The following is a 22,737-nucleotide window of genomic DNA, read 5'->3' as shown; positions in this document are numbered from 1 at the left end:
CCAAAAAAATCGGGATGAAGAGAAATTGTCACTCAATAGTCATAATTTAAAAAAGCTGGAAAGCCTTATATGACAGGGAGTTTTTCTTATTTAACACATTGACATTGAAGGTTGGCTATTGTACGATTACAAAGGGAATGTGAGAGGGTTTACATATTAAATGCAGCCGAACATTCTGAAATTTCGTTTATGGACTATTAAGCACCATTCCTTCTTTAAAACAGTCCAAGTGATATTTTCTGCCAAAGCATCATCGTACGGCATCTTGATACCTCTTTACATGACACCCAATACATTATAAATGGAGGCGGACATGACGAACGAGAAAAAACCTCCAAAATCGTTTCAGACAATGGCTATAACCTCAGCTGTGTTATCGTATCTGGTAGGTCCAGTTTTGATTGGTGTTTTCAGTGGAAGATGGTTAGATGGTCGGTTTGAAACGGAGCCTTTATTTTTGATTGTCGGCCTGCTTGGCGGAATTGCCGCTGGAGTGTACGGACTAGTCCGTCTGCTCGGAAAATATTTGGGAGACGATCAAGAGTGAAGAGCTTCGAGGGAAATGTCAAACGTTATGTTCAGTTTACTTTAGCTGCAATGCTGGTGTATGTGATTGGGTGGGCAGCGATGCCTTTTAATAAGATCTTTTTCAGCCTGGGAATCGGAGCACTTATTGGACTTTTTAATCTTTGGAGCATGTACCGGGAAGTGAAAAAGTTTGATGAGGCGGCAGGAAATCAGAAGAGAAAGTTTACATTCGGGATGCTGTCAAGATTTGCGGCAGGTGCACTAGCTGCAGTTCTTTTTATTCGTTTTCCTGAACACTTTCACATTTTAGGACTTGTTGCTGGAATCGTAACTCCTTATATTATTATTTTTATCTCATCCTTGTTTCAAACCAAACACTCAACGTAGTAACAGGACAAGCAAGGAGGCGAAGAAGATCAGCAGCTGACAGATTATTTGTAAAGGGGTGAAGAAGAGTGGACCATCATGCGCCGATAGTTTATGATCTGTTTGGAATCTCGGGATTTCATATTAATTTGTCGAATATTATCATGTTGACTATTTCGGCTCTTATTGTGTTTTGCATCGGTTTTTTTAGTGCAAGAAGCTTGAAAATGAAACCAACTGGCATGCAAAACGGGTTTGAATGGATCATAGACTTTGTGAAAAACACGATCAACAGTGCAATGGACTGGAAAACAGGTGAAAGATTCTTTGGGCTTGGTATTACCATTTTCCTTTGGATTTTCATCTCAAACATGCTTGGCATACCATTTATGATTGTTAACCATGAAACACATGAACTCTGGTGGAAGTCTCCGACAGCAGACCCTGTCATTACAATGACTTTTGCCGTAATGGTAATTGTGCTGACTCACTATTATGGAATCAAGATAAAAGGTGCCAAGGAATACGGAAAAGGTTTCTTCAAGCCTATACCTTACCTTTTCCCGTTGAAGGTATTAGAGGAATTTACAAATACACTAACATTGGGTATGCGTCTTTTTGGTAACTTGTATGCAAAAGAAATCCTATTAACACTGCTTGCAACTGCTGGGGGGGCAAGTTTGTTAGGAGCACTGGCTGCCGGGCTGCCAATGATTGCATGGCAGGCGTTTAGTATATTCATCGGTGCCATCCAGGCGTTTATCTTTTTAATGCTGACCATGGTTTATTTGGCACACAAAGTAGCAGATGATCACTAATTTTAAAAGTATTTATTTCAATAATTAATTATACTAAGGGAGGATTATTAGAATGGGATTATTAGCAGCAGCAATTGCAGCTGGTTTGGCTGCAGTAGGAGCAGGTATTGGTAACGCATTGATTGTTAAAGGGACACTTGAAGGGGGTGCTCGTCAACCAGAACTTAAAGGTACATTGCAAACACTTATGTTTATCGGTATCGCACTTGTTGAGGCCCTTCCGATTATCGCAATTGTAATCGCCTTTATCGTTATGGGAGGATAGTATATCCTGTCTTCATTGTTAACATGTATGGCGGAGTCTAGTTTGGGAAACTTCGCCATTCCTTTTGTATGACAGCAGAAAGGAGTGAATTCCGTGCCAGATGTAATCTACTGGGGAGATGTTATATTTTCGCTGGGCATGTTCATTATCTTGCTTCTCCTATTGCGTAAATTCGCTTGGGGACCAATCGTGAACATGATGAAAGAACGCGAAGAACATATTGCCAAAGAAATTGATACTGCGGAAAAAAGCCGTCAAGATGCGGAAAAATATTTAGAAGAACAGCGTAAAGAAGTAGAACGCGCTCGTGATGAGGCTCAATCTATTATTGAAACAGCAAGAAAGACAAGTGAGAAACAAGGGGAAGATATTGTTGCTCAAGCTCGTTCAGAAGCAGAACGCTTGAAAGAAAATGCGCTGGCTGATATTTCACGTGAAAAAGAACAAGCTGTAGCTGAACTGCGTGAACAGGTTGGAACATTGTCTGTTATGATCGCAACCAAGATTATTGAAAAAGAGCTTGATGAAAAAGAGCAGGAAAAACTGATTGAAGAATATATTCAAGAGGCAGGCGAACGGTTATGAGCCGAGCAGCAGCTAATCGTTATGCCGTAGCACTTTTTGAACTTTCAATGGAAAAGAATATGCTTGAAGACATTCAAGCTGAACTCGAAGCAGTTAAGCAAGTTTTTCAAGATAATGATAAACTGCCTGCACTTCTTCATCATCCGAAAGTACCAGCAGATAAAAAAGAACAACTGCTGCGTGAAAGTTTTGCTGGTATGAGCGAGCCTGTAACAAATACACTTCTTTTACTCCTGAAGAAAAATCGAATCGACAGCGTGGTGCTGGTGGCTGAACGATTTCAGGAGCTTGCAGACGAAGAACAAAAAGTGGGCCATGCCGTCGTTTATACGGTGAAACCACTTTCTGAAACAGATCGAAAATTTATTTCTGAAAACTTCGCCAGAAAAGTCGGAAAAGCAACCCTTCACATTGAAAATCGATTAGACCCGCGTTTAGTTGGCGGAATTAAAGTCCAAATTGGGGATACTATTTTTGATGGCAGTGTGAAAGGTCAGCTCAACCGTCTTGAGCGCGAGCTTGTTTCCGGGAAACGATAAAGATAGGGGTGAACGTTAATGAGCATCAGACCTGATGAGATTAGCTCTCTCATTAAACAGCAGATTGAAAATTTTCAGTCTGATGTAGAAGCAAACGAAGTCGGCACCGTCATTCAAATTGGTGACGGTATTGCGCGTGCCCATGGTCTCGAGAACGTAATGGCAGGGGAGCTGCTTGAGTTCTCTAACGGGGTTATGGGTATGGCTCAAAACCTTGAAGAAAATAACGTAGGTATCATTATCCTTGGACCGTTTGATGACATTCGTGAAGGGGACGAAGTTAAACGTACTGGACGTATCATGGAAGTACCGGTTGGCGAGGAACTGCTAGGCCGCGTTGTTAATCCGCTAGGACAGCCTCTTGATGGACAAGGTGCGTTAGAAACAACCAAAACTCGCCCTATCGAAAGTCCTGCACCAGGGGTTATGGATCGTAAATCCGTTCATGAACCGCTCCAAACTGGTATTAAAGCGATTGACTCCATGATTCCAATTGGACGCGGACAGCGTGAGTTAATTATCGGTGACCGTCAAATTGGTAAAACTTCCATTGCCGTAGATACGATCTTGAACCAAAAGGAAGAAGACATCCTTTGTATCTATGTTGCGATCGGACAAAAAGAATCTACCGTTGCTGGCGTAGTAGAAACGTTCCGTCAACACGGAGCTCTTGATTATACCATTGTAGTAAACGCTGGTGCATCTGATCCAGCTCCGCTCTTGTACCTTGCACCTTACGCTGGGGTATCTATGGGCGAGGAGTTTATGTATAACGGGAAACATGTGCTTGTTGTATATGACGACTTAACTAAACAAGCAGCTGCTTATCGTGAGCTGTCCCTCTTGCTTCGTCGTCCGCCGGGCCGTGAAGCATTCCCAGGGGATGTATTCTATCTTCACTCTCGTTTGTTAGAGCGTTCTGCAAAGCTTAGTGACGATAAAGGAGCAGGCTCTTTGACTGCCCTGCCATTTATTGAAACACAAGCTGGGGATGTTGGTGCGTATATTCCAACCAACGTTATCTCCATCACAGACGGACAAATCTTCTTGCAGTCTGACTTGTTCCACTCCGGTGTAAGACCTGCGGTTAACCCGGGTATTTCTGTATCACGTGTTGGTGGTTCCGCTCAGATTAAAGCGATGAAGAAAGTATCGGGTACCCTTCGTCTTGATTTAGCTTCTTTCCGTGAATTAGAGGCATTTGCTCAGTTTGGATCTGATCTTGACCAAGCAACACAAGCGAAGCTTTCCCGTGGTGAGCGTACGGTAGAAGTGTTAAAACAGGGACTTCACCAGCCGCAGCCGGTAGAAAAGCAAGTAGCTATTATTTACTCGCTGACAAAAGGATTTTTGGACGATATTCCAGTTAAAGATGTACAGCGCTTTGAATCCGAATTATTCGTTTACTTGGATTCCAACCACAAAGAGCTCTTAAATGGAATTCGTGAAACTGGAAATCTTCCAGACGATAAAGACTTTAGTGCAGCAATCGAAGGATTCAAAAAATCATTTAACGTGTCTAAATAATATATCAGGAAGACTTCTTGAAAAGGATAGAGAAGCTGTAAATGCCGACGGCTGATGCGGCAGACTCTCCTTTTTGAGCAGTCTCAACCTTTGTGCCCTTACGGAGAAGGTGGTGAAAAGAGATGGCCTCATTACGTGAGATAAAAACACGGATTAACTCAACAAAAAAGACAAAACAGATCACCAAGGCAATGGAAATGGTTTCAGCTTCTAAACTGAACCGTGCCCAAAACAACGCCCAATCGTACGAACCTTACACCCAGAAAATCCGTGAGGTGGTTGCAAGTATTGCTTCAGGCAACTCAGATGCCAGCCACCCTATGCTTGAAGAGCGTCCGGTAAAAAAGACAGCTTACGTTGCTATTTTTTCTGACCGCGGCTTAGCCGGCGGTTATAATGCGAGTTTAATTCGTTCCTTTATTGACGAAATTAACAAACGGCATAAATCAAAAGATGAATACGGCGTGATTGTTCTTGGGCGGATTGGCCGGGATCTTCTGAAAAAAAGAGGAATCCCTATTTTAGATGAAATTACCGGTCTTCCGGATGAACCGGTATTTAATGATATAAAAAATATCACTCGTTTGGCAGTTAATATGTACGCCGATGAAGAGATTGATGAGTTGTATCTCTGGTACAACCACTTTATCAGTCCTATTCAGCAGGACGTTACAGAAACGAAACTGCTGCCTCTAACAGATATGAGCGAAGAAACAGATTCAAAACAAACTTACGAGTATGAGCCGTCCGCTGAAGCAATACTCGATCAGCTTCTACCGCAATATGCAGAGAGCTTAATATACGGCGCTTTACTAGATGGAAAAGCTAGTGAATTTGGTGCTCGTATGACAGCAATGAGTGCGGCTACAGATAACGCTGGAAGTATTATTGAGGATTTAACTCTTTCTTATAACCGTGCGAGACAAGCAGCTATCACACAGGAAATCAGTGAAATTGTCGGCGGCGCGGCAGCACAAGAGTAAACGAGAAGCTGACAGGATTTAGATAGGAGGGAAAATAATGAGCAATGGACGAGTCACCCAGATTATGGGGCCGGTAGTTGACGTTGCATTTCCAAGCGGCCAGCTGCCTGAATTAAATAACGCCCTAAAAGTTTCCCAAAAAGCTCAAGCAGAAGGGGAAACAAATGTAGACGTGACATTGGAAGTAGCATTGCATTTAGGCAACGACACAGTGCGTACAGTTGCAATGGGTTCAACAGATGGATTAGTACGGGGTACGGAAGTTGTGAATACTGGCGGAGCGATTTCTGTTCCAGTTGGTGAAGCAACGCTTGGAAGAGTGTTTAATGTACTTGGTGATACCATCGATTTGGAAGAGCCAATTGGACCAGAAGTAGAAAGAAATCCGATTCACCGCGAAGCTCCATCTTTTGATGAGCTGTCAACGCAAACAGAAATTCTTGAAACAGGGATTAAAGTCGTTGACTTGCTCGCTCCGTATGTAAAAGGTGGTAAAATCGGTTTATTCGGCGGTGCCGGTGTTGGTAAAACCGTATTAATTCAGGAGCTTATTAACAATATTGCCCAAGAACATGGCGGTATTTCTGTGTTTGCAGGTGTAGGGGAGCGTACACGTGAAGGGAACGACCTCTACTATGAAATGCAGGACTCCGGTGTTATTAACAAAACAGCTATGGTGTTCGGACAGATGAATGAGCCGCCAGGAGCGCGTATGCGTGTGGCACTTACTGGTCTTACACTAGCTGAACACTTCCGTGATGTAGATGGTGCAGACGTATTGCTCTTTATCGACAACATTTACCGTTTTACACAAGCAGGTTCTGAGGTATCTGCATTGCTTGGCCGTATGCCGTCTGCAGTTGGTTATCAGCCGACGCTTGCAACGGAAATGGGTCAGCTTCAAGAGCGTATTACATCTACGAAAAAAGGTTCTGTAACGTCTATTCAGGCGATTTATGTACCTGCCGATGACTATACAGACCCTGCACCAGCCACTACATTTGCTCACTTGGATGCAACAACAAACCTTGAGCGTAAACTAACAGAGATGGGTATCTACCCAGCTGTGGACCCGCTCGCTTCTACATCCAGAGCACTTTCTCCAGAAATTGTCGGAGATGAACATTATCAAGTGGCACGTGAAGTGCAGCAAACTCTTCAAAAATATAAAGAACTTCAAGATATCATTGCTATCCTTGGTATGGATGAATTATCTGAAGAAGATAAATTGATCGTACATCGTGCACGCCGCATTCAATTCTTCTTGTCCCAGAACTTCCACGTAGCGGAACAGTTCACTGGACAAAAAGGTTCTTATGTACAGGTGAAAGATACGATCCGCGGTTTCCGTGAGATTCTTGATGGGAAGCACGATGACGTTCCAGAAGATGCATTCCGCCTGGTCGGACCAATTGAAGATGTACTTGAAAACGCAAAGGCTATGTCCTAAGCGGGGATGCTGTTAAGGAGGATTAATCATGTCAACGTTAAATGTCAATGTTGTCACTCCTGATGGCACAGTATATGAAGGGGATGTAGAAATGGTCAGTGTCCGCGCACAAAGCGGAGAACTAGGTATACTGCCAGGTCACATTCCGTTGGTTGCACCGCTTGCGGTATGCGCTGCCCGCCTGAAACATGAATCAAGAGTTCAACTTGTTTCTGTTAGCGGCGGCTTCATTGAGGTCCGTCCGGATAAAGTTACGATTCTCGCCGAAGCGGCAGAAACGCCGTCAGAAATCGACGTAGAACGTGCCCGTGAGGCGAAAGTACGGGCAGAAGACCGGCTTAACCGTGCCAAACAGGAAGAGATCGACTTTAAACGGGCCGAGCTTGCCCTGAAACGAGCTAACACAAGACTTGAGGTAGCTGGGAAGTAATTTATTTAAAAAGCTGTTCTGAGGCATGTCTGATTGCTTCAGAGCAGCTTTTTTGAATGAAAAAATAAATACAGTATGCAACCGATAAACTACTGTAGTACATTTACATGGCGGTAAGCAATTTTTTTTAAACATAAAATGAATCAGTCTACTATATAATATAACGACCGGGATTCGTTTTATAGATCCCGATAGTAAGCAGAGATTGTCTCACATTGTAAGAGGTAACAGTTGTCATACAAATGGAACATTATTCGCGAATTTAACATGTCCTTAGATGCAGCCATAAACGCCGCGTCCTGTACGTTGACGTGTTCTGTAGTTTAGCAGCACTTTTTCAGGGCACTCTTAGCATATTAAAGCAGATGTGGTACATGTTACGAAATAATCAATTCAGAAAACTAGGACAGTTTGTCTGAAAACATGCTTCACTATGACGTAAAGCACACTAGTTTTGTGACGTTACCTAGATATTTCATTCTCCCCTTCGTTTGGTTTTTACTTAGCTTTATTACGTTTAAAACAAGTTACAAAAAGTTGGAATTAACATCTATAATGATACTAATTACCCAGAATTATATGTTCGTATAACCTTATAACCGTTGTGACTCTAAGACTCACTTTAGTTTATGAGTGTTTTGCCATTTCATGCCACTATTATCACAATTGTAATATAAACGTAAAAAAGTTCACAATTTTTATACCTCTTTTTGTTTAAATTTAATACAATAGTGGTACATGCAAAATAAGCATCTTAAAAATTCCAAAATATGAACGATATGTTAACTTTCTTGTCCTAATTTTACAAATTTAAAAACTTTATACAACTGTTATAGAAAATAATGTTATAACATATTAAAATAAAGTGTTAGGATGTAAAGGGTAAACTTAGGTACAATGACTCTTCTCATTTATTTGATAATGCCCTATGATACTCTTCGGATTGTCAAACAGGGCGAGTATCGTTTTAAGGAGTTTTGAACATGCACCCTGAAGGACAAGAAGCGGTGTTACATATCGTGGTAAACCTCTTTTTTTTGGTCGTAGTCTGGTGGAGTTTACAGGCTTTTCGATTTGACGTGTTTGTCCGAAATCCAGAAGGAGCAAAGGCGAAAATGCTGATGATCTTGCTAACAATAGCCATCAGTCATCTGGTCAGTTCTTTTTTCCTCGAATATTTTCAAGGATCGCTTATGCTGCGTTATTTATTTTAAATAATGCTAAGTGCCAGGACATACACTCATCCCCTTGATCTTCCATGTATGTACTCGTTTTCAAAGGTGAAAATGAATAATAAGAAGACAGGCGGAGCCAATAGGAATTTTCTGTATTTTTCTTGTCGAAAAAACAAGTTTATTGTTGAAAAAAACGGGAAAATCAGCCTCGTTATGTCACACACCAAAAATGAAGCACCCGTGTAACTTAATCATTCTTTTAGCGACTAAGCTATCGAGCCCTTTAATTAAAGAAGCCATAAGAAAAGTGCAAGCGCCTTGCTGATGAGCGACAAGTCCTGGAGGGGCGGCATATGGAAAGCTGATCTTTGCTTTCCATTGACGGACCGATGGAATCTCGAGCGAGTAGGCGCTGGAGCTAGACATTTAAACGCCAAGTTCAAATGAAAGTCGTAGTTTTGATCCTTTACCAAAGTTAAACACTATAAAAAACACAGATTGGGCGCCCGTTTCCGTGAAGGACAGGGAACGCCTATATAAACTAATGAATACGTATAAAGTAAAGCATATATCCTGTCTTTTATTGTCCTTAGAGATAGAAACGAACCAGAACGACATGCAGGATATAATTAATTAATCAGCATTCGTAGAAAAACTCGGCTTTTAGCCGAGCATCATGAAAAAGCCAAAGTTTTTCTTTATCGTTATCAATTTTTTCTTTCCTAACAGTACAAAATACAGGATCACTTTAGGACGCGGAGGGGAATACGTTGGATAAAATTAAAGTTAGAGGAGGAAAGCGGCTTAAAGGCACAGTAAAAGCTGAGGGAGCAAAGAATGCTGTACTGCCTGTGATCGCCGCCTCACTCCTTGCTGAAGAAGGAACCAGCACTATCTATGATGTACCACCACTAGCAGATGTATTTACAATGAAAAATGTTTTAAATTATATGGACGCTGATGTAAATTATGAAGATGGAGTTTTTACTGCTGATTGCAGAGGTTCATTAAAAACAGATGCGCCATTTGAATATGTGCGCAAAATGCGTGCATCGTTTCTTGTGATGGGTCCGCTGCTCGCAAGAAAGGGACGTGCGCATATTGCTCTTCCTGGAGGATGTGCGATTGGTTCCAGGCCGATCGATCAGCACCTTAAAGGATTTGAAGCAATGGGTGCAACCGTTGAAATCGGAAAAGGCTACATTGAAGCTAAAGTTAAGCATCGATTGCAAGGCGCTCGAATTTATCTTGATTTTCCCAGTGTCGGTGCAACAGAAAATATTATGATGGCTGCTACACTAGCAGAAGGAACTACTATTTTAGAAAATGTAGCAGAAGAACCAGAAATTGTAGATCTTGCTAATTATTTAAATGCAATGGGAGCAAAAGTTCGTGGTGCAGGAACTGGCACGATTAAGATTGAAGGTGTTGACCATATGCACGGCGCAGCACATAATATCATTCCCGATCGCATTGAAGCAGGTTCGTTTATGATCGCAGCGGCTATTACAGGTGGAGAGGTTTTCGTAGAAGGCGCTCTTCACGAGCACTTACGCCCGCTTGTAGCAAAAATGCGTGAAATGGGTGTTATTATTGAAGAGCACGATAATGGAATGAAAGTAATCGGTCCTGACATTCTAAGACCTGTAGATGTAAAAACCATGCCGCATCCCGGTTTTCCAACCGATATGCAAGCTCAATTTATGGCTCTTTTAACGCAGGCAAAAGGAACAGCAGTTATCACAGAGACCGTATTTGAAAACCGATTCATGCATGTGGAAGAATTCCGCCGTATGAACGCAAATATTAAAATTGAGGGAAGAACAGCCATTATAAGCGGTCCCGTTCGCCTGCAGGGAGCGGAAGTCGCAGCCACTGATTTACGTGCAGGAGCCGCATTAATTTTAGCTGGATTGGTTGCAGAAGGTGAGACTACTGTAACAGAACTTCGGCATTTGGATCGCGGCTATGTTGATTTTCACAAAAAGCTGCAAGCTCTAGGTGCACGAGTAGAACGCGTTCAGGAAGCAGACGTTACTGAAACCGAAGAAATACAACAAGATACAGCAGTGCTGCGTACAGCGAATAATTAATAGGAAAAACCGGTGCCTATAAGGTGCCGGTTTTTTGTGCTTTGTGCATTAAGGTATAAACAAAAACATAAGACGAAATGCTGAAATGGCGGGCCAAACGGGTAGATATCCATGTACTCTTGGGCCAGACCCCCATATTTGGTTTATGGCTTTAGATCGAGATTTATGCATTTGAACAATCTAGAAAATATGATCCCCATTGGAGAAGAAATGAATCTTTTTAAAATAAGGCCTCAATTGTGATCTAGAATGAAGGCATTTGATCTAAGTAAGAGTAAAAATGCGCCCAGTCAGGAAAATATGATCCACATTGAAGAGGAAATGCACCACCTTCAAAGAGAGGGCGTAATACGGTCCAGATGAAAGACATTTGATTAAGTCGAGAGAAGAATTGCATCCAATCCAGAAAAATATGATCCGAAATGAAGAAGAAATGTACCACTTTTCAAAATAGGAGTAGACTTACGATCCAGAAAGGAAGTATTTGATCAAAGTGGGAGCAGAAATGCGTTTTGATCTAGGAAATATGATCATCCATGAAGAGGAAATGCATCACCTTTTAAAGAGGGGCGCAATACGGTCCAGATGAAAGATATTTGATCAAAGCGAAAGGAAGAATGCAACACCGTCTAGAAGTTATGAACCATTTCATCTGAAAATGAGCGCCTTTCCCTTTTAAAGTTCCTTATCCCGACTGTATAATTGAAGCCTCGTTCTTGAATTTGTACTCAGCCTTTCCCGGAACAGCCTTCCTATTATTATTTAACATATGCTATCCACGTTTAGGAGCAAGAATTGATGGCATATTCACCTCCACCCCTTATATACATTGAGTAATTTAACGGACCCATTATCATCATGCTGCTACAATCATAAAGATGTTTTTTCACTCATATAGTGTGTCATGGCAAAAAATGCTAGTCAGGGTTAGCGTGAGCAAATGTCGTAATACATCTTCCTGGCTCGATTTGATTCTGGACGGGAGGCTGTGCCATGCATAAATGGATTTTTGTTCCGCTGTTATTCATCGGCCTGTTTTTTCTTGTGCCTATTTTATTTGTTTTACTTCCAGGCGGGGAAGTTGAAGATGATGCTGTGAACTCGGGAGATGAAAACAGCCAAAGGTCAGTAAAACTGACTAAGGAAGAACAAGAATCAGAACTTGCAACAAAGATGGAAAACATGAGCATTCCGGTATTTCGAAGTGAAACAGAGACAGTAGAAGAAATGGAACTTGAGGAATATGTCGCAGGTGTAGTCGCATCTGAAATGCCAGCGGAGTTTGAAATAGAAGCCCTTAAGGCACAAGCATTGACGGCCCGTACCTTTATAGCTCGAGAGATGATTTCGCCATCTGATATAAATTTGCCAGAAAACGCTCTAGTGACAGATACGCAAATGCATCAAGTATATCAAAATGAAGAAGAGCTGCGGGAAAAATGGGGAGATGATTATCAATGGAAAATGGATCGGGTAAAAGAGGCTGTGCTTGCTACAGCAGGGCAGGTTTTAACTTATGAAGGGGAACCCATTACAGCAGCTTTTTTTTCGACAAGTAACGGCTATACCGAAAACGCAGAAGATTACTGGAAAAATCCAGTACCATACTTACAAAGTGTAGAAAGTCCATGGGATCAAGGGTCTCCTCAATATGAAAATGCAAAGCGCATCGCTGCAGCAGAGGTTGAGCGGCTCTTAGGCATTACCATTTCTGCAAATGAAACAGGAGAAATTATAAGCAGGACTGATGGTGGTCGTGTAGCTGAACTGCAGTTAGGTGGAGAAACCTTTTCGGGAAGAGATATTCGAGAAAAGCTGAATCTTCACTCGAGTGATTTTCAAATTTCGCGCGAAGGGGAAGAGTTTTTATTCACGACAAAGGGATGGGGCCACGGCGTTGGAATGAGTCAATACGGAGCGGAAGGAATGGCAAAAGAAGGGAAAGATTATAAAGATATATTGCACCACTACTATAAAGGAGTAGACATTTCAAGCCTTTAAAAGGACTAAAAATCTGTAATTAACGTTTATAAAACAATTTAGAGCAAAATTTCTGATTATTTTTTTATAAAAGGTATATTTTTCCTCGCATCTGATCAGAATGGGTGCTGAGGTGATAACAAATGAAAGATGAAGAAAAACAGCAATCTGCTTCCCGCGAATCCAGAGGAGTGAGAAGCAAAGTGCGTCAATGGAGTAGAAAAAGCTGGTTTTGGCCTGCAGTCTACCTAAGCGCATGTGCCGTACTCCTAGGAGCATATTTTCTTATTCAAAGTCCTGCTGGAACTGACCAGGCCGAGGAAGACCAACCATTCGGTGACGAGCAGGAGTGGAACAATGCATCCGAAGATCCGGGAACAGGTGATGAAGAATCAGTCCCTACTGCAGCAGAAGACGAAACAATTCAAATGCCAGTAATGGATGAAGAGAGCGTAGATATCATTGGATATTATTACGATCATGACGCAGCAGCCGAGGAACAACAAGACGCTCTAGTTTATTACAATAATATGTATTATCAAAACAAAGGTATTGACATCGCAGCAAATGATGGAGAAACTTTTGAAGTAACTGCGGCAGCCACTGGTGAAGTAGTGAAAGCAGAAAAAGATGATGTTCTAGGATATGTTGTCGATGTGAAACATCCTAATGATATCGTCACTTCATATAACAGCTTAGAGGACCTTCAAGTTGAAGAAGGCGATACAATTACGCAAGGATCCGTTATTGGTTCAGCTGGCAGAAATGTGTATAACAGTGATGCCGGGATTCATGCCCACTTTGAAATCCGCATGAATGGCGAGCCATTAAATCCTTCTGATGCTTTTCATCAAAAGCTTAAAGATGTAAAACAGCCGGAAGACAGCAATAAAGAAAGCGCAAAAGAAGAAGATACAAATGATGAAGCAAACGAAGAAGAATCTTCTTTAGATGAATTCCCGATTTTTGACGGTGATGATGAAGAAGAAACCGATGAAGGTGATTCTTCAGATGAACAAGATGATTCCGTTGAAGAAGAGGAAAACGAAGAACAATAATATTTAAATAGCGAAAAAACTGTCCGGGTTCTCGGCCGCCGGGCAGTTTTTTTGTACTTAAGAACACAGCGGTTGCCGGCTAAAGAAAATGATGAACTCTACTAAAAACACACATGTCCTGTGTGCAACGTAGAAGCTACCGCGTCCTCTTGTGAACAACGGTCGATATTAGAACATCCCGGTTCGTCAAAACAGCGAAGAACCTTTAGTAAGCGGTCTTTGCTCACGAGGAAGCTGAAGCGTTGATCGTGATATGGTGTTCAGCTGGGGGGCAGTCTCTTTTTCTAAGAAGGTAAGAAATTATAAAGATTAGGCGTTTTTGATGTCTAGCTCCAGCGCCTATTCGCTCGAGATTCCTTCGGTTCATCAATGGAAAGCAAAGATCAGCTTTCCATATGCCGACCGCTCGTGAGCAAGGCGCTTGCGCTTTTCTTATGTCTTCTCCTCATTTATTTCTTTTTATTTCCATTTAAAATATTTACATAAATTTTTGACAAATTTTTAACAAAATTAGTTGACTTTGTATCAGAAAATTTGAAATAATGTGTATTATAACAACGAAAAAATATACCTTTAAAGTACAAACAGTTATACGTGCTCAAATTGTATAAAACAAGTAATATGTGCGTCATAAGGGAGGTTCTGCTTCCTAGTGATATTAGGTGGAAAGGAGAGACAGTAAATGACGGCACTCATTTTGTTTTGGGTCATAGCTATTGCCAGTTTAATTGTAACAATTAAATATAAGAAACCGCTTCTTCTTACGGTGCCGTTTGCAGCGATGGGGATTTATCTCGTCATCGAAATTGCCCGAGTTCCAATGCCGTTCTGGGAAACTGTTCAAATGATTTTTGAATTTAGATAATTTGGAAGACGGATCAGGAGGATGGATATGACAGAAGCATTAAAGTGCAGTAAATGCGGTAAGAGCAACCTTTGGGTGCTGTCTCCGTTACGGTATATCTTCTTTACATCAACGCTTCCTGTACTGGCTGCATTGCTGTTTGGATTTTTAGGTGATCCCGTATTTTTCCTTTTCATACCGGCTGTCATACTAACAAATCATTTGCTAGCAAAGAAGAAAACACCATTGAAAATTTGCAAAGATTGTAAACATACGGAGAATAAACCCTCCCATCATTCTGCTTCCTAAAAGCAGATTTTAAAGCTATTAAACTGAAAGCGATTTCATTATTAAATAAAGGAGGTGAAAAACGAAGAAGCCCTTAATGTTTTTGCATATCTTTGCGGAGGTGAAACATTTTGAAAAAAGTTGATAAAGAAGTAGCAGACGCTTATTTTAGGACAAGAACTACTTTAATTGTTATTTTCTTAAGTATCGGATTTCTCGTTTCATTCGGTGTTGTAGCATTTGCTGAGTTTTTCTCTCAATTTAAATTTTTAGGAGTAGAATTTCATTATTATATGGGATCCCAAGGAGCAGTTGTGATTTTCATTCTCTGCTTATTCTTAAACGCTGTACTAAGTGATAATGTAGACAAAAAATACGGAATTGATGACGATGCAAATGCCTCAATCAGTAGTGGAAAAACAGTTGACCATTAATAAACACCTTACAACGAATAAGTAAAATTGACAGAAAACAATTTAAAAAAATAGGCACCATTAACTAGGGGGGATCCACTTGGATGCACAAACTTTAGTATCACTTGGCCTTATACTTGCTACCTTTGCATTATATATTGGTATTTCTATATTTAATCGAGCAAAACAAACATCAGATTTCTATGTTGCCAGCCGTGGGATACCGCCATTCTGGAACGGGATGGCTATCGGCGGGGACTGGATGAGTGCGGCTTCATTCATCGGTATGGCCGGAACGGTATTAGCGCTCGGTTATGACGGTCTTGCTTATATTATGGGCTGGACGGGCGGTTATTTGCTGCTTACGTTTTTGCTTGCGCCTCAGCTTAGAAAATATGGCCGTTTTACTGTACCGGAATTTATCGGCGACCGTTTTGATAGTAATCCAGCTCGACTTATTGCTGCTATTGCCACCGTTATTATAAGTTTTACTTATATTATTGGGCAGTTGTCTGGTTCCGGCGTTGTTATTGGAAGACTATTTAGTATTCCAGCAATGTATGGAACAATGATAGGTGTCGTTATCATAGCGATTTATGCAACACTTGGCGGGATGAAAGGGGTTACTTGGACACAGGTTGCTCAATATATCATCTTAATTGTGGCTTATATCATTCCGATCGTTTTTATGTCTTTACAAGTTTCTGGGAATCCACTTCCCTGGCTTACTTATGGAAATGTGGTAGATGAAATCGGAGCGATTGACCAGGAATTAGGTCTCTCTGAATATTTTGCTCCGTTTGCAGAAAGTGACAAAAGTCAGTTTATTGCACTCTTATTTACATTAATGGTTGGTACTTCTGCCTTGCCGCACGTTATCGTCCGTTTTTATACGGTGACAACGATGAAAGCAGCGCGCTGGAGTGGGGCATGGGCTCTGTTATTTATCGGTTTCTTGTATTTATCTGCACCAGCTTATGCCGCTTTTTCTCGTTTTATTCTGATGACCCAAGTGGCCGGTCAGCCGATGGATGAGCTTCCTGGCTGGACAGATAGCTGGATTAATACTGGGCTATTGGAAATAGCCGATCAAGATGGCGACGGTGTGCTGGATTGGACAGAAATTGCAGTTGGAAATGACATGGTCGTTATGGCTACACCAGAAATCGCAAACTTAGGAATGTTTGTCATTGGTTTGGTAGCTGCAGGGGCAATGGCTGCTGCTTTATCTACAGCGGGCGGACTTCTCATAACGATTTCTTCATCCTTTGCACATGATATTTATTATCGTCTAATGAATCCAAAAGCAACAGACCAACGCCGCTTAAACGCAGGCCGAATTGCAATTGTCCTTTCCACTGTGGTTGCTGGTCTTGTCGCATTGGACCCGCCAGGTGTTATTACCCAAATTGTAGCGTGGGCGTTTGCTTTAGCCGGGGGTACTTTCTTCCCTGTACTGTTCCTTGGTGTATGGTGGAAACGCATGAACTCAAAAGGTGCAGTTGCGGGTATGCTTGTTGGTCTTGCCAGCACGCTTTGCTACATTTTCTTAGCGATGAATGATATCATGCTCTTTGGTATCCAAGACACTGGTGCAGGGGTGATTGGGGTTCCTATTAACTTCCTTGCTTGTGTGATCGTATCACTTGTTACAGCACCGCCAGCCCAGCACTTGCAAGATGATGTCATTGACCTTCGCTACCCGGAACAAATGACATACAAAGATGGCGAGGTTTGGATGAACGATGGAACAGGAAAATAAGGTTTATAAAGACCAGATTTATAACCATCCCATATTCAGCGGCGCAACTGCCGCTGAATTTGGCGCTTTTATGGAGAAATGCACGATAAATAATTACGAGAAATCAGAAAGAATTCTTTATTCGCAAAGCCCTCGAAACGGCTTGCTCTTAATTTTAAAAGGCGTAGCGGAAGTATGTGTAGCTTTTCACGAAAACAATAAAAACCATGAAGTGCTTGAAGTCCTTGAAAGAGGAGAAATTATCGGTTTTTCCAGTTTAGCTGATTTTCTCGGTGAACCTGCTCATTACGAATATCCTTACACTGTTGAAGTGAGAGCGGTGGAGGAAGCTGTATGCCTTCACATTCCATATTCCGTAATGGAAGCTCGCTGGACCGAGGAAGAAGTGAGAGATTATGTGCTTCGTCAAGTGTCAGTGCGGCTTCGCGATATTTACGCTTCTCTTGCTGAACAAGTCCATCTTGCCAATCAGTGGGGAGAATCTGATCCGTTTATTCAAAGGGTGCAGGATATGATGACTGCGCCTGCCGTTAAAGTAACCAGCCAAACGCGAATTGCTGAAGTCGCAGAAAAAATGGTAAAAGAAAATGCCAGTTCGGTTGTCGTGGAAAAAGAACAGCAGCACTTGGCTGGTATTATCACGGAAAAGGATTTGGTTCAGCGTGTGGTGGCTTTTGGTAAAGACGGGAAAACCACAGCTGCAGAAATCATGAGCAAAAAACCTTACATTATCACAAGACAAGCATATTATTATGAAGCGATGTCGAGTTTTTTCATGAACGGAGTGAAACACCTTCCTGTTGCAGAAGAGGATGACCACAAGAAAATCATCGGAATGATTACATTATCGGACTTATTAAAAAAGAAAAACCGCGGGAAGTTTGATATTTTACAAGAAATCGAATCATCAGATGAAAAAACACTCCCAACTGTAAAAAACGCAATTTACGATGTCCTTGCAAATTTAATTCAAGATGAAATTCCAACGCTTCACACTCTCGAAATAGTCACAAAGCTATATGATCGATTAGTTCGTCATTGTGTTGATCTTGCTTTAAAAAAAATAAAAATAAAATACGGAGAACCGCCGGCAGCTTTTGCTTTCTTTTTAATGGGCAGTGGAGGCAGAGCAGAACAATTTATGCTTACCGACCAGGACCATTTTCTTGTATACGAGGATCCTGAAAGCGATAAAGATAAAGAAAGAACAGAGACCTATTTTCGTGCATTAGGAAACGAAATCGTTTATTGGCTTGAACGGGCTGGATACAAGCGCTGTGATGGAAATATGATGGCAAGCGAGACCAATTGGCGGGGAAAAATATCTCATTGGAGAGAACGTCTCAGAACGTGGGGCCTTCGTGCTACAAATGAAAATATTTTGCTTGGTCATAACTTTCTTGCCTTTCGTTATATATACGGGGACCCCTTATTAAAAGATGAGTTTGTCCGAATGGTGCATGAGCAGCTGCAAACATCCAAAATTTTTTTGTTTCGAGCAGCAGAGCAAGAAAAAAATAATCCAGTTCCTACATTGGACCATCCCATACGTGCGCTTTTTAGAGTGAAAAAACAAGGGATAGATATAAAAAAACACGCCCTGTTCCCTTTTCATCATTCTTTACAAATATTGTCAGCTAAACACAGTATTTTCGGTCAAACTCCTCTTCATATGATTACTTCCCTTAAAGAGAAGTCTGTCTTAAGTGAACAGACGGCTGAGGATCTGCGTTTTGCATATCAAGTAGTGTTAAAAATCAGAGTAGAACAGTCTTGGAACCGATATATGCGAGGAGAAGGAAATTCTAGTGAAATCAAATTCACCCAAATGAAATCTAGAGATAAAGAGGAGTTAATATCTGCCTTAAAATCGATTCGTTCTCTGCAATCCCAAACCGTCAATACGTTTGGCATGATGTAAAGAAAGCAGCGGAAGAACAAAGGAGCGAACAAAATAATGTTTTGGAAAAAGAAATGCCTCCATTACCAATTAAATAACCAGATGCCGCTTGATACTCCTTTAAATGAAATGCGCTTTACAGTGTTTGACACCGAAACAACCGGATTTGCTGTTGGAAGCAAGGACAGAATGATTGAAATTGGGGCAGTTCAAGTAGATGGAATGAAAGTGACAGACAACACTTTTCAAACGTATGTGGATCCCGGACGCAATATTCCCCAGGAAATAATGAATCTCACTGGTATTCGACAAAACCAAGTGAACGGTGCGCCTAATGCGCTAGAAGCAATTGAAGCATTTTACCAATTTGTAGAGAAAAATGATAGCGGCGGCTGGGTTGGCCACTACCTGGCGTTTGATATTTTGGTGTTAAAAAAAGAATTACAACGCTATAAATATACGTTTGATGAGCCTTTGTATATTGACACGCTTGATGTGATAGGTTACTTAAATCCTTCCTGGGATATGCGAGATCTCACTCATTATGCCCTGCAGTTCGGTTCCAAGATTTTTGAACGTCATAGTGCGCTCGGAGATGCTTTAACTACTGCTCATTTATTAATTGAGCTTTTCCACCATATTGGCGACCGAGGGAAGAGTACACTTGGTGACTTAGTAGAAATCACACGCAAGGATAATGGGAAAATCACTTTTTAACACCAGTTGGAAAAGACTTTTATAATAACCCCGGTTAAAGCAAAACTCCTGTGTGCGCACCTTAATTTCTGCCGCAAACTATGAAACACACGTTTATTCACTAAACCAATAAAGGAGCCGTCCCAGAGTGACAGCTCCTTTTTCTTTTTTTCTATACCCAGGAAATAAAATTCTTTCAAAAACGACGAAAACCAACAGTATTCTTGATGTCGAAAACTTTTATCTCAATATTATATAAGCAAAACCCTTGTCCTATCAGACTTTTTGGTATATCTGACGCCTTCTGCTAATAAAATGTACTAAATCACCAAGATTGGAGTAGGAGGCGAGTGGTGTGCACGATTACATCAAAGAACGAACCATCAAGATGGGCAGGTATATTGTGGAAACTCGCAAAACAGTAAGGACAATAGCCAGAGAATTTGGTGTTTCTAAAAGTACAGTGCATAAAGACTTAACAGAAAGGCTGCCTGACATAAACCCAGAACTTGCTGAGAAAGTGAAGCATATTTTAGAGTACCATAAATCAATTCGTCACCTCCGGGGAGGAGAAGCGACGAAAATAAAATATAGTAGAGACAAACAGCAGCTTGAAACAGAACCTTCAGCTTAACAACAAGTAGGAGAAGAATGTAAGACTCGTCTCCTATATGAATTTTTGTAAAGAAGGCTGTTTCAAAAGGGAGTGGGGACTCTTTTGAGACAGCTTCAGTATGTTTGAGGTCAATAATGGAATAACTAATAATGTGTCCCGTTTTTACAGGATCGGGGCGATTTTTTATGCTATGAAAAACACTAAATACTTTTCGACAAGAGGCACAGTCAGCTTAACGGCAAGTTTTAGAATGGTATTATTCGTTTTGCTTTCATTATTCGACATAAATTTTCAAATATATTCCGATTTTATCCTATATGTGATAAAATACAATATTAGAGACTAACGACTTGATACCTTAGAATGAAAATAATCTAAGTAGTAAATAAAAAGAGTTCCATAGGAATAGATTACTGGGAGTTTTTACATTTGAAGGAGGAATGAAGGCATGTTTGGCAGGGATATTGGCATTGATTTAGGTACAGCCAATGTGCTCATACATATAAAAGGACAAGGAATTGTACTGGATGAGCCCGCAGTTGTTGCGATTGAAAAAGATACCAAAACGGTGATGGCGGTAGGAGAAGAAGCATTTCGAATGGTAGGGCGCACTCCAGGAAATATTGTGGCTATCCGCCCTATGAAAGATGGAGTTATTGCCGATTTTGACCACACAGAAGCGATGCTGAAACACTTTTTAACAAAAATCAATGCCAAGAGTGTAATGTCAAAACCGCGGATTTTGATTTGCTGTCCAACCAATATAACATCAGTGGAGCAAAAGGCTATTATTGAAGCGGCAGAAAAGAGCGGAAGTAAGAACGTATTTATTGAAGAAGAGCCAAAAGTCGCGGCTATTGGTGCGGGCATGGATATTTTTCAACCAAGCGGCAACATGGTAGTTGATATTGGTGGAGGTACTACAGACGTCGCTGTTTTATCAATGGGGTCTATTGTGACTGCTACTTCAATTAAAACAGCTGGCGACCAATTTGATGCGGATATATTAAATCATATCAAAAAGAAATATAAACTGCTTATAGGGGAACGCACAGCAGAAATAGTGAAAAAAGAAGTGGCAACTGTAGCGCCTAGCGGACGAGAAAATGAGCTTGAAATCAGAGGAAGAGATATGGTAAATGGTCTTCCGCGAACGATTTCAATCAATTCCACTGAAATTTACGAAGCCTTAACAGAGTCAGTAAACCATATTGTTCAAGCAGCTAAAAATGTCTTGGAGCGTACACCGCCTGAGCTTTCAGCTGATATTATTGACCGCGGCGTTATTATTACAGGTGGAGGAGCTTTGCTTAATGGAATGGCTGAGCTTTTAGCAGAGGAGTTAAAGGTTCCTGTAATTACTGCAGAAGAACCAATGCATTGTGTAGCAAATGGAACTGGGATCTTACTTGAAAACCTCGATAAAATGAGCAACAAAAAAGTGAAAATATAAAAAAATTAAGGGTTTCGGCATAGACAAAGAAATCTTCGTTTGGTTAGGTAACATATATAGAAGAACGTCTTTATTTTTGCCGCTAATTAGATGAGGAGGAAATACATATGTTAAGAGGCTTTTACGGAGCCGCTTCCGGTATGATTACCCAGCAGCGCCGCACCGAAATGCTCAATGACAATATGTCAAACATCAATACTCCCGGATATAAAGAAGATAAGGGTTCTACAAGAACATTCCCCGAAATGCTCATTCAAGCTCAAAATAATAACACGCCATTTGGAAGAACGTCGACACCAATTGGTGAGCTGGCCACTGGGGTTTATTTGCAGGACCGCACCCCGAATTTCGAACAGGGTGATATGCTGGAAACCGGCAATAATACAGACGTGGGCTTGCTGCAAGGCGTCCTTCCTGAAAATGAAGACGGAGAACAAGGATCGCTGTTTTTTACCGTGCTCAATGAAGATGGAGAAGAACGTTACACTAGAAACGGCAATTGGACGGTTGACGGGGAGGGATTTTTAATCACAAGTCAAGGGTATTATGTACTTGACGAAGATGGTGAGCCGCTTGAAGTAGATAATGAAAATTTTATGATAGATGAAAATGGCTTGGTAACAAATGAAGAAGGAGAGGAAGCAGGCCAAATTGATATTGCCTACGCGGAAAATGCCAATAACCTTGTGAAAGAAGGAAATGGACTTCTCCGCCTAGATGGGGAAGCAGATGAAGAAGAAGAACTGCCTAGTGCAATAGGAAATGATGAGATTGCCTTTCAATTAAATCAAGGGTTTTTAGAAAGGTCTAATGTAGATCCTGGAGAGACCATGACAGAAATGATGAACACTTATCGTATGTTTGAATCGAATCAGCGCATTCTTCAAGCTTATGATCAAAGCATGGAAAGAGCTGTTAACGATATCGGACGACTCGGATAAAGAAAGATCGCCGAGTGGCGAGATGAT

Annotated in this window: 24 protein-coding genes; 23 read left to right on the top strand and 1 reads right to left on the bottom strand. The window is 41.2% G+C overall.

The features are described 5' to 3' along the window. Positions 1 to 313: 313 nt before the first annotated feature. From FZF09_RS12705 to FZF09_RS12655, 11 genes are all read left to right on the top strand, one after another. Positions 314 to 547, top strand: coding sequence for an AtpZ/AtpI family protein (locus tag FZF09_RS12705; protein WP_158736984.1), 234 nt, complete (start codon positions 314 to 316; stop codon positions 545 to 547). After that, a complete protein-coding gene (locus tag FZF09_RS12700) occupies positions 544 to 915 on the top strand; it encodes an ATP synthase subunit I (RefSeq protein WP_158736983.1) in 372 nt (123 codons plus the stop codon). Before FZF09_RS12705 ends, FZF09_RS12700 begins: the two co-directional genes overlap by 4 nt. A 68-nt stretch (positions 916 to 983) precedes the next feature. After that, positions 984 to 1,712 carry a F0F1 ATP synthase subunit A gene (atpB, locus tag FZF09_RS12695; RefSeq protein ID WP_158736982.1) on the top strand — a complete coding sequence of 243 codons (729 nt, stop codon included), beginning with the start codon at positions 984 to 986 and terminating at the stop codon, positions 1,710 to 1,712. 52 nt (positions 1,713 to 1,764) lie between these two features. Further along, positions 1,765 to 1,977, top strand: coding sequence for a F0F1 ATP synthase subunit C (gene atpE, locus FZF09_RS12690; RefSeq protein WP_158736981.1), 213 nt, complete (start codon positions 1,765 to 1,767; stop codon positions 1,975 to 1,977). Between the two features lie 138 nt (positions 1,978 to 2,115). Then, entirely contained in the window at positions 2,116 to 2,562 is a 447-nt protein-coding gene (atpF, locus tag FZF09_RS12685) for a F0F1 ATP synthase subunit B (RefSeq protein ID WP_158737111.1), read from the top strand. Further along, on the top strand, positions 2,559 to 3,101 hold the full coding sequence (locus FZF09_RS12680; RefSeq protein ID WP_158736980.1) for a F0F1 ATP synthase subunit delta: 543 nt from the start codon (positions 2,559 to 2,561) through the stop codon (positions 3,099 to 3,101). The genes atpF and FZF09_RS12680 overlap by 4 nt, the downstream gene beginning before the upstream one ends. An 18-nt stretch (positions 3,102 to 3,119) precedes the next feature. Further along, entirely contained in the window at positions 3,120 to 4,628 is a 1,509-nt protein-coding gene (atpA, locus tag FZF09_RS12675) for a F0F1 ATP synthase subunit alpha (protein WP_158736979.1), read from the top strand. 122 nt (positions 4,629 to 4,750) lie between these two features. Next, positions 4,751 to 5,611, top strand: a complete 861-nt coding sequence (gene atpG, locus FZF09_RS12670) for an ATP synthase F1 subunit gamma (protein WP_158736978.1) — start codon at positions 4,751 to 4,753, stop codon at positions 5,609 to 5,611. Positions 5,612 to 5,648: 37 nt separating this feature from the next. Continuing rightward, positions 5,649 to 7,061 carry a F0F1 ATP synthase subunit beta gene (gene atpD, locus FZF09_RS12665; RefSeq protein ID WP_158736977.1) on the top strand — a complete coding sequence of 471 codons (1,413 nt, stop codon included), beginning with the start codon at positions 5,649 to 5,651 and terminating at the stop codon, positions 7,059 to 7,061. Positions 7,062 to 7,089: 28 nt separating this feature from the next. Continuing rightward, complete coding sequence (locus tag FZF09_RS12660; RefSeq protein ID WP_091586609.1) at positions 7,090 to 7,491, top strand: F0F1 ATP synthase subunit epsilon; 402 nt, start codon at positions 7,090 to 7,092, stop codon at positions 7,489 to 7,491. 983 nt (positions 7,492 to 8,474) lie between these two features. Beyond that, entirely contained in the window at positions 8,475 to 8,705 is a 231-nt protein-coding gene (locus FZF09_RS12655) for a DUF1146 family protein (RefSeq protein WP_158736976.1), read from the top strand. A 177-nt stretch (positions 8,706 to 8,882) separates the two neighbouring features. Here FZF09_RS12655 and FZF09_RS12650 read toward each other — a convergent pair whose 3' ends face one another. Continuing rightward, entirely contained in the window at positions 8,883 to 9,092 is a 210-nt protein-coding gene (locus tag FZF09_RS12650) for a hypothetical protein (RefSeq protein ID WP_158736975.1), read from the bottom strand. A gap of 344 nt (positions 9,093 to 9,436) precedes the next feature. On the opposite strand from FZF09_RS12650, the gene murA reads away from it, so the two are divergent. The 12 genes from murA to FZF09_RS12590 all read left to right on the top strand — a co-directional run bounded on the left by murA (position 9,437) and on the right by FZF09_RS12590 (position 22,710). Then, on the top strand, positions 9,437 to 10,759 hold the full coding sequence (gene murA / locus FZF09_RS12645; RefSeq protein WP_158736974.1) for a UDP-N-acetylglucosamine 1-carboxyvinyltransferase: 1,323 nt from the start codon (positions 9,437 to 9,439) through the stop codon (positions 10,757 to 10,759). A gap of 993 nt (positions 10,760 to 11,752) precedes the next feature. Continuing rightward, positions 11,753 to 12,760, top strand: a complete 1,008-nt coding sequence (gene spoIID, locus FZF09_RS12640; RefSeq protein WP_158736973.1) for a stage II sporulation protein D — start codon at positions 11,753 to 11,755, stop codon at positions 12,758 to 12,760. 122 nt (positions 12,761 to 12,882) lie between these two features. Continuing rightward, positions 12,883 to 13,797 carry a stage II sporulation protein SpoIIQ gene (spoIIQ, locus tag FZF09_RS12635; protein WP_158736972.1) on the top strand — a complete coding sequence of 305 codons (915 nt, stop codon included), beginning with the start codon at positions 12,883 to 12,885 and terminating at the stop codon, positions 13,795 to 13,797. Between the two features lie 682 nt (positions 13,798 to 14,479). Further along, positions 14,480 to 14,662: a hypothetical protein gene (locus tag FZF09_RS12630; RefSeq protein ID WP_158736971.1), complete on the top strand. Its 183-nt coding sequence runs from the start codon at positions 14,480 to 14,482 to the stop codon at positions 14,660 to 14,662. 27 nt (positions 14,663 to 14,689) lie between these two features. Next, positions 14,690 to 14,950, top strand: coding sequence for a hypothetical protein (locus FZF09_RS12625; RefSeq protein WP_158736970.1), 261 nt, complete (start codon positions 14,690 to 14,692; stop codon positions 14,948 to 14,950). 110 nt (positions 14,951 to 15,060) lie between these two features. Then, positions 15,061 to 15,363: a DUF4212 domain-containing protein gene (locus FZF09_RS12620; protein WP_158736969.1), complete on the top strand. Its 303-nt coding sequence runs from the start codon at positions 15,061 to 15,063 to the stop codon at positions 15,361 to 15,363. 79 nt (positions 15,364 to 15,442) lie between these two features. Next, positions 15,443 to 17,104: a sodium:solute symporter family protein gene (locus FZF09_RS12615; protein WP_158736968.1), complete on the top strand. Its 1,662-nt coding sequence runs from the start codon at positions 15,443 to 15,445 to the stop codon at positions 17,102 to 17,104. Next, positions 17,088 to 19,025, top strand: coding sequence for a DUF294 nucleotidyltransferase-like domain-containing protein (locus tag FZF09_RS12610; protein ID WP_158736967.1), 1,938 nt, complete (start codon positions 17,088 to 17,090; stop codon positions 19,023 to 19,025). Before FZF09_RS12615 ends, FZF09_RS12610 begins: the two co-directional genes overlap by 17 nt. Before the next feature lie 36 nt (positions 19,026 to 19,061). Further along, positions 19,062 to 19,721: a 3'-5' exonuclease gene (locus FZF09_RS12605; RefSeq protein WP_199256788.1), complete on the top strand. Its 660-nt coding sequence runs from the start codon at positions 19,062 to 19,064 to the stop codon at positions 19,719 to 19,721. Positions 19,722 to 20,055: 334 nt separating this feature from the next. Further along, a complete protein-coding gene (gene spoIIID, locus FZF09_RS12600) occupies positions 20,056 to 20,334 on the top strand; it encodes a sporulation transcriptional regulator SpoIIID (RefSeq protein ID WP_158736966.1) in 279 nt (92 codons plus the stop codon). A gap of 430 nt (positions 20,335 to 20,764) precedes the next feature. Next, positions 20,765 to 21,769, top strand: coding sequence for a rod shape-determining protein MreB (gene mreB / locus FZF09_RS12595; RefSeq protein ID WP_158736965.1), 1,005 nt, complete (start codon positions 20,765 to 20,767; stop codon positions 21,767 to 21,769). Positions 21,770 to 21,876: 107 nt separating this feature from the next. Beyond that, the gene (locus tag FZF09_RS12590; protein ID WP_158736964.1) at positions 21,877 to 22,710 is read left to right on the top strand and encodes a flagellar hook-basal body protein; all 834 of its coding nucleotides are present in this window, start codon (positions 21,877 to 21,879) and stop codon (positions 22,708 to 22,710) included. The last annotated feature ends 27 nt before the right edge of the window (positions 22,711 to 22,737 follow it).

It is taken from the genome of Alteribacillus sp. YIM 98480, from assembly GCF_009765375.1.
GTDB lineage: Bacteria > Bacillota > Bacilli > Bacillales > Marinococcaceae > Alteribacillus.
The sequence above is the reverse complement of the archived record's forward strand: the minus strand, read 5'-3'. Positions and strand labels throughout refer to the sequence as shown.

Bases quoted from the DNA above. Each gene is read 5' to 3' on its own strand.
- FZF09_RS12705 (WP_158736984.1), top strand. From the start codon at position 314: ATGACGAACGAGAAAAAACCTCCAAAATCGTTTCAGACAATGGCTATA.
- atpE (WP_158736981.1), top strand. From the start codon at position 1,765: ATGGGATTATTAGCAGCAGCAATTGCAGCTGGTTTGGCTGCAGTAGGA.
- atpF (WP_158737111.1), top strand. From the start codon at position 2,116: ATGTTCATTATCTTGCTTCTCCTATTGCGTAAATTCGCTTGGGGACCA.
- FZF09_RS12680 (WP_158736980.1), top strand. From the start codon at position 2,559: ATGAGCCGAGCAGCAGCTAATCGTTATGCCGTAGCACTTTTTGAACTT.
- atpA (WP_158736979.1), top strand. From the start codon at position 3,120: ATGAGCATCAGACCTGATGAGATTAGCTCTCTCATTAAACAGCAGATT.
- atpG (WP_158736978.1), top strand. From the start codon at position 4,751: ATGGCCTCATTACGTGAGATAAAAACACGGATTAACTCAACAAAAAAG.
- atpD (WP_158736977.1), top strand. From the start codon at position 5,649: ATGAGCAATGGACGAGTCACCCAGATTATGGGGCCGGTAGTTGACGTT.
- FZF09_RS12660 (WP_091586609.1), top strand. From the start codon at position 7,090: ATGTCAACGTTAAATGTCAATGTTGTCACTCCTGATGGCACAGTATAT.
- FZF09_RS12655 (WP_158736976.1), top strand. From the start codon at position 8,475: ATGCACCCTGAAGGACAAGAAGCGGTGTTACATATCGTGGTAAACCTC.
- FZF09_RS12650 (WP_158736975.1), bottom strand. From the start codon at position 9,092: ATGTCTAGCTCCAGCGCCTACTCGCTCGAGATTCCATCGGTCCGTCAA.
- spoIID (WP_158736973.1), top strand. From the start codon at position 11,753: ATGCATAAATGGATTTTTGTTCCGCTGTTATTCATCGGCCTGTTTTTT.
- spoIIQ (WP_158736972.1), top strand. From the start codon at position 12,883: ATGAAAGATGAAGAAAAACAGCAATCTGCTTCCCGCGAATCCAGAGGA.
- FZF09_RS12630 (WP_158736971.1), top strand. From the start codon at position 14,480: ATGACGGCACTCATTTTGTTTTGGGTCATAGCTATTGCCAGTTTAATT.
- FZF09_RS12625 (WP_158736970.1), top strand. From the start codon at position 14,690: ATGACAGAAGCATTAAAGTGCAGTAAATGCGGTAAGAGCAACCTTTGG.
- FZF09_RS12610 (WP_158736967.1), top strand. From the start codon at position 17,088: ATGGAACAGGAAAATAAGGTTTATAAAGACCAGATTTATAACCATCCC.
- FZF09_RS12605 (WP_199256788.1), top strand. From the start codon at position 19,062: ATGTTTTGGAAAAAGAAATGCCTCCATTACCAATTAAATAACCAGATG.
- mreB (WP_158736965.1), top strand. From the start codon at position 20,765: ATGTTTGGCAGGGATATTGGCATTGATTTAGGTACAGCCAATGTGCTC.
- FZF09_RS12590 (WP_158736964.1), top strand. From the start codon at position 21,877: ATGTTAAGAGGCTTTTACGGAGCCGCTTCCGGTATGATTACCCAGCAG.